7 protein-coding genes are annotated in these 11380 nt (G+C 72.2%); 3 read left to right on the plus strand and 4 right to left on the minus strand.

Annotation, left to right across the window (positions count from 1 at the left end; genetic code table 11):
- Nucleotides 1–120: 120 nt before the first annotated feature.
- The 4 genes from ABZV40_RS45460 to ABZV40_RS45475 all read right to left on the minus strand — a co-directional run bounded on the left by ABZV40_RS45460 (nt 121) and on the right by ABZV40_RS45475 (nt 9101).
- Nucleotides 121–990: a helix-turn-helix domain-containing protein gene (locus tag ABZV40_RS45460; RefSeq protein ID WP_355456339.1), complete on the minus strand. Its 870-nt coding sequence runs from the start codon at nt 988–990 to the stop codon at nt 121–123.
- Between the two features lie 394 nt (nt 991–1384).
- The gene (locus ABZV40_RS45465) at nt 1385–4114 is read right to left on the minus strand and encodes an AAA family ATPase (RefSeq protein WP_355456340.1); all 2730 of its coding nucleotides are present in this window, start codon (nt 4112–4114) and stop codon (nt 1385–1387) included.
- Nucleotides 4111–6468 (minus strand): ATP-binding protein, encoded by a 2358-nt coding sequence (locus tag ABZV40_RS45470; RefSeq protein ID WP_355456341.1) that lies wholly within the window; start codon nt 6466–6468, stop codon nt 4111–4113. Before ABZV40_RS45470 ends, ABZV40_RS45465 begins: the two co-directional genes overlap by 4 nt.
- On the minus strand, nt 6465–9101 hold the full coding sequence (locus ABZV40_RS45475) for an AAA family ATPase (protein ID WP_355456342.1): 2637 nt from the start codon (nt 9099–9101) through the stop codon (nt 6465–6467). The genes ABZV40_RS45470 and ABZV40_RS45475 overlap by 4 nt, the downstream gene beginning before the upstream one ends.
- Nucleotides 9102–9531: 430 nt before the next feature.
- Here ABZV40_RS45475 and ABZV40_RS45480 point away from each other — a divergent pair, with 430 nt between their 5' ends.
- The 3 genes from ABZV40_RS45480 to ABZV40_RS45490 all read left to right on the plus strand — a co-directional run bounded on the left by ABZV40_RS45480 (nt 9532) and on the right by ABZV40_RS45490 (nt 11272).
- Nucleotides 9532–9930: a hypothetical protein gene (locus ABZV40_RS45480; protein WP_355456343.1), complete on the plus strand. Its 399-nt coding sequence runs from the start codon at nt 9532–9534 to the stop codon at nt 9928–9930.
- 12 nt (nt 9931–9942) lie between these two features.
- A complete protein-coding gene (locus tag ABZV40_RS45485) occupies nt 9943–10185 on the plus strand; it encodes a hypothetical protein (RefSeq protein WP_355456344.1) in 243 nt (80 codons plus the stop codon).
- 253 nt (nt 10186–10438) lie between these two features.
- Nucleotides 10439–11272, plus strand: a complete 834-nt coding sequence (locus ABZV40_RS45490) for a cellulose-binding domain-containing protein (protein WP_355456345.1) — start codon at nt 10439–10441, stop codon at nt 11270–11272.
- Nucleotides 11273–11380: the final 108 nt, after the last annotated feature.

The raw sequence follows: 11380 nt of genomic DNA on the forward strand, positions 1-11380 counted from the left end.
CCACGCGGGCCTGTGCTGGTGTCGGTGCCGGTGGACGACTGGGAATCCACCTCGTGTGGATGAAGGCGCCCTTCATCCACCTCACCGGACGGGCGGCGGGTTGCGGACCAGGCCGCGGCACTAGCGCAGCGAGTCCGCGATCAGCGCGGCGGTCAGCAGCTGCACACCGCGCCCGCTGGTGGGGTCGCAGCCCGTGATGCTCGCGATCCGCTGCAGGCGGTAGTCGAGCGTGCTGCGGTGGATGAAGAGGTTGCCGGCCGCCCTGTTGCGGTTGTAGTCGGCGTCGATCAGAGCGGTGAGCGTCTCCCACAACATGGCGTGGGCGCGCAACGGCCTGATCATGTCGGCGAGGTTCTTGGCGATCTTCTCGTGGCGCATCACCGCGTACTCGACGAGGACGTCGGAGAGGCGGTACACCCCGCTGGGGCGCCTGCCGGCGGTCACGAGCCGCATGACCTCGGAGGCCTCGCGGAACCCGTCCGCGAGCTCGGCCCTGGAGCGCTTCGCGACGGCGAGCCAGCCGTTGTCGTTCAGGCACCCGCCGAGGTGTTCGGTGGTGCGGCTGGTGCGCTCGTCGTCGACGTCGGGCACCAGCAGCACCAGGTCGCCGTCGTGCCGCGTGCTGAGCACCCCGGGACCGGCGATCTTGGCGCGGAGCGTGGCCGCCCGTCGCGCGACGGGGCCGCCGGCGATGACGATCAGGTAGCGCGGCGCGAGGCCGTACAACACCGGCCGCGGCACCTCGTGGCCCGCGATCAGGTCCGCGGCGAGGTTCCTCGGCCGGGTCACGGACTTGCGCGCGAAGCCTTCGAGGAACTCCTCGATGATGGAGCCGCTGCCGCGCACCAGCTCGGCCAGCTCGGGGTCGTCACCGGCGGCCCGGAGCAGGACGTCCACCAGGTCGTCCTGGCGCTCGCCCGTCCACTTCTCACCGGCCTCGCGCACCTTGGCCAGGAACTCCTCCGGGCCGGAGGGGGTGACGTCGTCCACCGCGTGCAAACCCGGGCAAGCGGGTCTGACATCCACCGAGGACTTCAGCTCAACCGCGGTTTCCGTCATTGTCGATGCACCTTTCCGAAGGACACGGCCGTGTCGGCGAAACACGATGCCCGAATTGCCGACACGTTTTCTTCGAATCCCCGGACCGGAGGCCGGGAGTTCGAGAAGAGTTCCACAGATCTACGAAAAGATTAGTGATCTGCGGAAGATGAGGTCAACGCTCCGTACCAAATACTGGGGTGTCGTTCCACCTGTGGTTCGGTGCAAAATCACGAAGAGTGATGGTACGGTCGGACAACTCGGACAGTTCACCCTCGAACGGGCTGCTCATCGCGATGCATTAGCCATTCTGCATCGATACCAGCATGCCGCCGGTCACGCAGTGTCACTCTTCGTCGAGGGAGACCGTACTGCTCTCCAGGGCCGAAGCCAGCTCCGAACGCCCCCGCAGGCCGAGCTTGCGGTAGGTGTTGGTGAGGTGTTTCTCGACGGCGCGGGACGACACGGCCAGCAATTCCGCGATTTCCTGGTTCGAGCGACCGCTCACCGCCAGCATCGCGACCTTCTGCTCCGATCTGGTCAGTTTCCCGCCGACCGGAACAGGTGTGCCGACGACGAGCGCCGTGCGGGCCTGCTGCGCGATCTGCCGGGCACCGATCTCGTCGGCCACCGTGAGGCAGGACCGCCAGGCGGCGGGATCGTCGGTGAGCTCGGCCCACTGGCGCAGGGCGTGCACGAGCTCGAGCCGGTGCGCGGACGACCGGAGCACCCGCACCGCGCGCTCCGTCAGCTCCCGCCCGCGTTCGCCACCGACGACCTGCCCCAGCACCCGCAACGCCCGGCCGGTGCCCGAGGGCGCTCCCCATTCCTCCGCGGTCAGCCGTTCCTCCTCGGCCAGTGCGATCGCGTCGCAGGTGTTGCCGAGCCTGAGCTGCACGAGCGCGAGCGAGGACCGCCACGGGAACAGCACCGGGTTGCGCCAGCCAGCCCGGTCCAGCCGCGCGCCGCAGTCGGTCAGGATCACCGACGCCGCCTCGAACCGGCCGCCCTGGACCTCCGCCTGTGCGCGCAGCAGGCCGATCACCGCGGCGAGACACGGATCCGCCGGCTCCGCCTCCACCGCGGCGAGCACCTGGTCGACGAGGGCGGGATCACCCAGCTGCGAGGCGACGGCGCCGAACACGACCGCGGTGAAAGTGCCGACCGAAGCCCAGTTCCACGCGCCGAGGCCGAAAGCGTCGGCCGCCGCCGGTGCCGCGTCGGTCACGCGTCCGTGGACCAGGTGGACCAGTGCCTGCTCGGTGCGGATCATCGCCTGTTCGACGACATCGCCCCGCTGCCGGGCGGTGCCGAGCGCCCGGTCGAGCCAGCCCTCGACCGCACCCGCCGCGTCGGCCGCGGCGAGTGCCGTGACCAGCAGGGGTGCCGTGCCGGCCGAATGCGCCGACGAGGCGGGCTCCCGCGCCAGCAGCCGTTCGGCCAGTGCCGCCACCCGGCGGGCAGGCACCCGCACCGCGGCCAGCGTCGCCGCGTTGACCAGCACCGACAGCAGCTCCCGGGCCGCCGCGCTCTCGTTGCGCCCCGCCTGCAGCTCCTCCAGCCGTGCGCAGGACCTGGCCAGCTGCGAGATCTCCGTCCTGCCGATGAACCGCAGCCTTGCCTCCAGGCGCAACGCGAGGTCGCGGTCGACGCCGTCCAGCCGTTCCGCGGGGCCGAACTCCTCGACCACCCCGCGCAGCACGGAGACGACGAGCTCCGGCGCGTCTCCCATGACCGCGGGCGTGAGCCTGATCAACGCGGCCGCGCGCTGCCGCGGTCCGGGGAACAACCCGATCGCGTAGGAGACCGTGCGCACCGCCGCGCGCACGTCCAGCAGGCGTTCCGCGTTCGCGAGATCGACCAGCACAGTGGCCCGGTCCTGCCCGTCGGCCGAGGTGTCGAGCAACGCGCGCCGCAGGTACGCCACGGCCGTTTCCGGTGCGCCGCGCCGCAGTGCGACGTGGGCGGCGTCCCGCAGCGCCTCCACCGCCCACGCCCCCTGGGGCACGGAGACGGCGAGCAGCTGACGGGCCACCGACTCCGCGGGTTTGCCCAGGTCGTGCAGCAGGCGCACCGCTCGCAGGTGCAGCTCGTCCCGTTCGGCGGCGGTCGTCAGGTCGTTGGCCGCTTCACGTGCGACGGGGTGCGCGAAGTCGTTGCCGGAGAAGAGCCCCAGCCTGCCCAGGCCGCGCACCGCCTCCGCACGGGACGACTCGTCGAGCCCGGCGAGCGCGCTCACCACGTCCGGCTCGGCGGACTCCCCCAGCACCACCGCGGCCGTGAGCAGCCGGCGGACCGGCTCCGGCAGGGCGCGCATGCACGCGACGAGCCTCTCCCTCGCCAGGGACGGACGCAGCGTGCGCACGAGGTCCGCGTTCGCCGCCACCGGTGGCCGGCCGTCCACGGCCCACGCCAGCGCGAGCGCGGTGAGCAGCAGGGGGTTGCCACCGGTCGCCGCGTGGCAGGCCAGCGCGAACGTCTGGTCGCACGCGCGGCCCAGCCTCGCCCGCAGGAGTTTCCCGGCAGCGGACGGGCTCAGCGGTCCGGGGCACAGGCGCAGCGCGGCCGCCGTGAGGATCGACGCCACCACGGGCTGGTCGGCGAGCGGGTCTCCTTCGCGCACCGCCACCACCATCACCGCGCCGAGGTGACGGGCGCGGCGGGCCAGTGTCTCCAGCACGACCGAGGACTGGGGATCGGCCCACTGCAGGTCGTCCACCAGCAGGAGCAGCGGCCGCGTCCGGCCGAGGTCGCGCAGGAGACCGAGCAGCCCCTGGGCGACCTCGTCGGGAGGCCCGTCCCGCACGCCCTGTGACACCGGTTCGAGCAGCTGGCGGATGACGCCGTACGGGTCTCCCTGCTCCATCAACGTCGCCGACGCGTACAGCACGGAGAAGGAGGCCGCAGCGGGATGGCGGGACAACGCGCGCAACAACGCGGTCTTGCCGTTGCCCAGAGGGCCTGCCAGCACGACGACGCCGCCGATGCCGTCACCCGCCTGCTGGAGCGTCCTGCTCAGCAGGCGCATCTCGCCGTCGCGTTCGAGCAGCACGCCGACCGGATGTCTGCCGGTCATGCGCCGGGCTCCCAGCCGAGCCCGCGTGCCCTGCCGATCAGCGGAGCCGACCTGCACAGCACGGCGATCTCGCCCGCCTCCTTCAGCTCGGCACCGGGGCCCGCGGCCTGGGCCAGGTCGAGCAGCGCGGTCGCCCGCAGCAGCCGGAACGGGGAACCGGCGAGCAGCTCGACGGCGCGGTGCAGGTGCTCCTCCTCGCCCATGACCGCCGCACAGGTCAGGTGCGCCCTGGCCACGGTGCTGGGCGCGCCCCAGCGCCGGGCGAGCTCGAGCTCCTCCGCGCACACCCCGGCGGCGCGCTCGTGCTCGCCGATCACGCTCAGCGCCGCCGCGGCGACCGATCGCCAGGGCAGTGCGGCGGGGTTCACCCACTGCCTGGACAGCATCCAGCGGCCGCACTCGTCCGCTCGCGCCGCGGCCTCGACGGGATCACCGGTCACGAGGGCGAGCACGGCGCAGGCGAAGGTGAAGAAGGTGCGGGCGTAGCCGAACCCGATCCAGTCGTCCGTCAGGCTCGCCCGCAACGCGATCGCCCGGTCGAGATGGCCGCGCTCGATGCTCAGCAGGACGTCCGCCGCGACCATGATGGGCCGCGCGTCCGGATGCAGGTTGCGCAGCGGGTAGGTGGAGACGGCCTCTTCCAGGTCCGCGGCGGCCGCGTCCAGGTCCCCCGCCATCACGCGCACCTTCGCCCGCATCAGCAGCGCCTGCGGCACCACCGCGGTCAACCGCTTCCCACGGGCCTGTTCGACGACGGCGTCCAGACCGGTGAGGGCCTCGGCGACGTCATCGGCGGCCGCCAGCGCGAGGCACGCGAACAGCCGGGAACTGAGCAGCGTGGCGGGCGCGGTCAGCGCGCGGTTCGCGAGCGAGCGGGTTTGCGTGAGGTCGACGCCCCGCGACGCGCACAGCCACGCGGCGATGCCGGCCCGGTCGGGGTTGTCGCAGGCGGTGGGCAGTTCCGCCGTGTCGAGCACGCCCAGCTCGGGCATCTCGAAGGGCGCGTCGTCGGCGATCCAGTACAGCGCCGTGACGGAGTCGTGGTCGCCACCGGCCGACCGCACCGCGCTGAGGGTGCGCCTGAGCAGCCCGGCGTCGCCGCGTCCCCACAGCTGGTCGGCCGCCGCCAGCCGGACGTCCGCGCACTCCGGCGGCTGAGTCTCCAGCAGCATCCTGGCGAGCCTGCGGTCCGCGGCGACCGGAGCGATCTCGCACTCCGCCACGGCGAGCTCGAGCACGAGCTCCGCGCGCACGACCGGCGTGACCGGTTCGGCCAGCGCGCGGCGCAGGCACCCGGCGGCCTCGGCGGGGCGTACCTCGCGTGCCACAGCTCGCAGCAGCGGCACCACCCACGACTCGTTCACGGGCGGAGCACCCATCAGCAGCCGCGCCACCTCGGACGGGACCACGGCGCACTGATGTCCCAGCCGCGCCGCGCGCAGGTACAGGTCGTCCCGTGCCTCGGCGGGCACTCCCTCCAGCACCCGTGCCGCGGAGATGCCCGGGAGCAGTTGCGGCTTCCCGACGTCCGTGACGAGTCCGGCGCACACGAGCAGTTCGAGAGCGCGGCCGAGTGAGATCGTCCGCGGCCGGTGCAGCACCCCCAGCAGGTCCACCGGGAACGCCGGCCCGCACACCGCGATCACCCGCAGCAGCTCGGCCGCCTCCGCCGGCAGCGAGCGGACGGTCCGTCGCGTGACGGCGGCGACCACGTCGGCCAACGCGCCCCCGCCGAGCCTCAGCGTCTCCTCGTCGCACCGGTCGAGCAGAGGGCACAACACGGCGAGGCGGCCGCCCGTCCGCCGGTGCAGAGCCTCGACGAGTTCCTCGTCCGGCTGCCCGCCGAACCTCCTGGTGGCGAGCGCCGCGATGCCATCACGCCCGAGCGGGCTCAGCGGGACGGTCGTGGCGCCGGGCAGCACCGGCCGGAAGGTGTCCGCGACGACCACGACCGCCATCGGCGCCTGCACGGCTCGTCCGGCCAGGGCCTCGAGCCAGGCGCGCGACTCGGCGTCGAACAGCTCCCCGTCGTCGACGGCGACCAGCAGGGGCTTGGTACGGGCCAGTTCCACGAGACGGGCGATGGCGGCCGAACCGCGTTCCTCGCGGGGCAACTGCGACATCAGCTCCGTCACCACGCCACCGGTCATCGCCCCGCCTTCGCCGGCGGCGGTGAGCACGGTGGCACCGAGGCGCCGGGCGAGCACCACCGCGTGGTCGAGCACCGCGGTCCGGCCCGTGCCGCGGTGCCCGCAGATCTCCAGCACCGACGACCGGCCGGACGCCAGCCTCCGCACGGACCGTTCCAGCACGGCGAGCGCGGCGTCCCGCCCGACCAGCGCGTCGCGGTTCACCGCAGCCCCGCCGCGAGCTCGGCGCGGGTCTGGGCACCCAGCTTGCGGTAGGCGTTCGACAGGTGGCTCTCCACCGTGTGGATCGTGACGTACAGCTTCTCGGCGATCTCCCGGTTCGTCAGCCCGTCCGCGGCGAGCCCGGCGACCCTGCGTTCGGCGACGGTCAGCGCGTCCTTGGGCGAGGCGTGCACCGCGCTCATCCGGCCACCGGCGGAGGTCAGCAGCTCGTGCGTTCTGATCGCGTACCGGCTCGCGCCGCAGCGCACCGCGATGTCGATCGCCGCACGCAGGTGCTTGCGAGCCGCCTTGTCGTGCCCGGTGCGCATCAGCACGACCCCGAGCGCGACCAGAGCTCTGGACTCGTCCAGCTGCGCGCCCGCCACACCGAACTCGACCACCGCCTGCTCCAGCGTCTCGACGTCGTCGGTGGTCAGCCCGGTCGCGTACAGGGCATATCCCCGCGCGACCGGTGTGTTCCAGTGCCGTGCGGCCTCCGCACCGCGTTCGGCGGCCTCGGCCGCCTCGGTGTACCGGTCCAACCGCACCAGCACGGTGACGACGTGCAGCCACCACGGGATCAGCACCGGGTTGTGCACACCCATCGACTCGAACTCGCGGCCGCACCGCAGCAGCACCTCGATCGCCGCGTCACCTTCACCGCGGTTCCACAGCCAGAGAGCCTTGGCGTCCATCGCCCAGCCGTACTCGACCGGGTCCCGCGGTGTGCCCATCCGGTTCAGGATCTGCTCGGTCTGGTCGACCTCACCGCGCCGCACGAGCGCCGACGCCAGCACGGTCGACGCGGCGAAGTCCCCGTCGTCGCCCGTGATCGCCAGTGCGGCACGGGCGTCGCGTTCCGCGGCGGGCAGCTCTCCCGCCTCGAACGCCAGACCGGCGCGCACAGCGAGCGCGATCTTCTGCGTCCGGGTGTCACCTCGTGCCTGTCCCGCGGCGACGATCTCGTCCGCCAGAGTCATGGCCTCGGTGCGCGCGCCGCAGAAGTGCAGCGACGTGACCGTGAAGACGTCCCAGAAGTCCCGTGCCCCGCCCGGTGCCGGCAACGCGGAACGGACGTGGGCGAGCGCGGTGGGCAGCGACTCGCCGCGCAGCACCTCGGCTCGCGCGAGCTGCTGCACCAGCCTGCGGCCGCCTTCCGCCCTGCTCTCCGGTGGCGTGATCGTGCGCGCCAGGTCCATCGCCCGGCGCACGGTCCGCGCGGCACCGAACCCGTTGACCAGCGCCACCGCCTCGATCTGGGCGCGCAGCTCGGGATCGATCGCCGCCGGCCGTCCTTCCGCGAGGTAGCCCGCGAGCAACCCGAACGCCTCCGGCCCGCGTCCGGCCCGCAGCGCCGACGCTCCACAGTGGACCGCCACCGACGCGCGCACGGCGGGCTCGGTGAGGTCGGAGAGGAGTTCGGCGTAGACGTCCATCGCCGCCGAAGGATCGACCACCCCGAGCTGCTCCGCCAGTTCAAGTCGCGTCTCGACGTGACCGGGCACGGCGTCCAGCACCCGCCGGAGGTAGCTGATCGCCAGCTCCGGGCTCAGCGCGCCCTCCCGTGCCGCGCCGCGCAGTGCGCAGAACATCCACACCTCGGTCAGCTCCGGCAGCAGCGCGACCAGCTCGGCGACCTCCTCCTGTGGACGGCCCTCGTCCGAGAGCAGCCTCGCCGCCTTCACGCGCAGCGCGTCCTGGTCCGCGGTGGCGAGCAGCCGCTCGCGCAGCACCGCCGACCGGAACCGTCCCCGCGAAGTGAGGACGCCGAGCGCCGTGAGCTCCGCGCGAACCGAAGCCGCCGTGGCCGCGGAGACCCCCGCGAGCACCGCCGTGCTCGCGGGCTCGGTGCTGCCGAGCACCGCCACGGCCGTGGCGTAGGCGCGCGTCGACTCCGGTTGGTCGTCGAGCCAGGAGAGGTGCCAGGCAGCCGACTCCGCCGCGACATCGGGCGGCGCGCCGAGAGCGCGGAACTTCTCGGCCCACGCCAAGGTGACGGCCGGCAGCCCGGCCGCGGACTCCAGCGCGGCGCGGACGAGCTCCGGTTCGGGCTCCAGCCCGCACTCCCGCCGGAGCAACTCCGTCACGTCGGGCTCGTCGAGCGGCCCCAGGTCGATGGTCGTGGTGTCCAGCGCACCGGTGAGATCCGCGAACAGCGTCTCGGCGGCGACGCGCTCGGAACACCGGTAGACGAGGACGACGTACACCCGCGGCTCGGGAACGCGCCGCGCGAGCGCGCTCAGCCAGCGCGCGGTGGCGCTGTCGCAGCGGTGCGCGTCTTCGAGGACGAGCACCAGCGGCCGGTCCGTCGTGCGCGTGGCCACCAGATCGTTCAGCGCGTGCCGCCGTGCGTGCTCGTCATCCGTGGGTACAACCGCGCCCAGCAGGTCCTTCGCGGCGGCGAAGTGCTCACGGCTGCGGCAGGTGGTCACGAGCACGTCCGCCTCTTCACGCACGGCCCCGCGCAACCGCCCGACGACCGCGGACTTGCCGATGCCGCGCGGTCCGCGCAGGTGCAGCAGCCCCATCCGGCCGTCGGCGGCGTCGTGCACGCCCGCCACCGCCTGTGCCAGCGCTCGCGCGTGGCCGACGGGGCGCCAGGCTGAGAGCTGCTCGCCGGCCTCCGACCGCGCCATCCGCGACTCCCTGGTCCGGCACATCTGTCGAACGAGAAACAGGTTACTGAACAAGTGTTGGAGCGCTTCGACACTTGGCGTTCGTGTCGGGCTGCCGCACGTCTCGAACCGGCTGCGCACCGACCGCGACGGCGAACCGGAAGCCCGCCGCTTCGGTACCGCCGCCACCACCAATTGAGGTCGGTGACGCAGCCGGCCCTGCGCCGGGATCGGGGCCCCTTGCGCAGGACCGAGTGTTGCTCACGATCCGTTCACGGCGTCGCCGTGCGGAGGAAAACCCGAACCAAACGGAAAAATCGCCGTTGACACCCGCGTTCTTCGCAGGCCTCGCCCGCAGATCCGGGAAGTTCACGCCGATGACGCCCGCTCTGACGCACGCCTCATTACTTGCCCTTTACCTTGTCGGTGTAGATCGCCGGGAGGAACGCGCATGACGAGGTGGGTCATCTACGGGCTTGCGGTGGCGTGCACCGCGACCGCGTTGTTGGTGCCGTGGACGCACTACGGCGACATCGAGTTCGGCCTGGCCCGGTTGCCCGGTTGGCCGAACTACCTCGCCGGCGTGGTCGTCCTGCACGTGTGCACGTGGTGGCAGGCCGTCATCACCCGGATCGCCGCTCTGGCCGGTGGCGTGGTCGCCGTGGCCATGACCGTCGTGCTGCTGGTCCGCGCCGGCGACGCCGCAGCCTTGTTCGACGGGCCGGTACCCGCGGTGGCGCCCGCACTCGGCCCCGGTGGGATCTTCGCGATCGCGGGTGTGCTGCTCAACGGCGGACTGGTCGTCGGGCTGCCGGCCACCGCACCTCGGCCGCGGGTCGGCGTTCTCTGATTGGGGCAGATCATGCGCAGTGTCGTTCTGGGCGGACTTCTGGTCACCGCGGCTTTGTCGGCCGCCACTCCGGCACAAGCTCAGCCGCTGGTGTCCGTGGGCGATGTGACGGTGGGCGATGTGACGGTGGCGCCGGTGGTGGTGATCGGCGACGTCGATGTTTTCGAGGACGTGCTGGAGTACGTCAACATCGCCGCGTTGTGGAGCAGGGCCTCCTCGCTGGTGACCGAGGGTGACCCGTTGCTCCATCCGTGAACCACGGCGGCAGAACGACGCTCAGCCTCGACTCAATTCTCTCGCCTCTTCGTCGAAATTCGATTCGAAAGGCGCCGGACGCGTCCGCGCAGGATTACCCGGAAGGTTCTTCCGCATTTGGAGGAAGCTCCGTAGCCTGCTGAGACGCAAATAATCCGTTCGGGTGAACGCCTGTTGGTTCGTTCGCTGAGGAGTTCTGGGGCGCAGGATGAGACGACCGCGTGGTGCCGTCAGTGTCAGAGCCGGGTGGGTGGTGGTCGCCACCGTTGCGCTGATCGGCGCCGCGAGCGCGTGCGGAGGCGGCGAGCCGCAGCCGCGGTCCCTGGCCACGACGGAGCCGCCGGAGTTCCCGGCCGTCGTCGAGCCGCCGAAGGCCCGGGACGTCTCCCCGACCGTCCGGAAGGTCGTCGACGTGCGGACGGTGCAGCTCTCCGACGGCCAGGAGATCAAGGTGAAGGGGCTCGCCGCGCCCGACGAGTGCTGGAGCGACGCGGCCACGACGTTCGCGCAGACCATGCTGCTCGACAAGCCCGTCGACACGACGCCGGCCGGGTCGCTGCGGCTGGCGGACGGCACGGACTACGCGGTCATCGCCGTCGAGCTCGGCATGGTGCGCAGCGAGACGACCGACGACCCAGTGCTGCAGGAGGCGGAGAAGACCGCCTCCGCCAAGCACCTCGGCCGGTGGGGGCCGCCCTGCACCCAGCCGGCCACCCGCGCACCGGCGCCTGCTCCCCCCGTTCGCACCACCGCCCCCAAGCCGATCACCGGCTGCTCGGTGGCCTACCGCGTCACGAACACCTGGCCCGGCGGCTTCCGCACCGACGTGACCATCGGCAACACCGGCAACACCGAGATCAACGGCTGGACGCTGAAGTGGACGTTCGCCAACGGCCAGACCGTGTCGGAGATGTGGAACGCCACCCCGAAGCAGACCGGCGGTGACGTGTTCGCCACCGCCGTGTCGTACAACCAGGTCATCCGTCCCGGCGAGACGCTGCTGATGGGGTTCACCGGCGGCAGCGGCAACACCAACACCGATCCGCGCGCGTTCACCCTCAACGGGCACACGTGCACCCTCGCCTGACGGCGGGTCCGTCTCGATGAACGGCGCATTTGTCCACCTGAGGTGGACCTGGTGTTTTAACGTCAGGTGAGTTTCCTTAGCGGGCCGTCGTGTCAGCGGCGGCCCGTT

This window comes from Lentzea sp. NPDC004782 (assembly GCF_040609115.1).
GTDB lineage: Bacteria > Actinomycetota > Actinomycetes > Mycobacteriales > Pseudonocardiaceae > Lentzea.

Bases quoted from the DNA above. Each gene is read 5' to 3' on its own strand.
- ABZV40_RS45465 (WP_355456340.1), bottom strand. From the start codon at position 4,114: ATGACCGGCAGACATCCGGTCGGCGTGCTGCTCGAACGCGACGGCGAG.
- ABZV40_RS45475 (WP_355456342.1), bottom strand. From the start codon at position 9,101: ATGGCGCGGTCGGAGGCCGGCGAGCAGCTCTCAGCCTGGCGCCCCGTC.
- ABZV40_RS45480 (WP_355456343.1), top strand. From the start codon at position 9,532: ATGACGAGGTGGGTCATCTACGGGCTTGCGGTGGCGTGCACCGCGACC.
- ABZV40_RS45485 (WP_355456344.1), top strand. From the start codon at position 9,943: ATGCGCAGTGTCGTTCTGGGCGGACTTCTGGTCACCGCGGCTTTGTCG.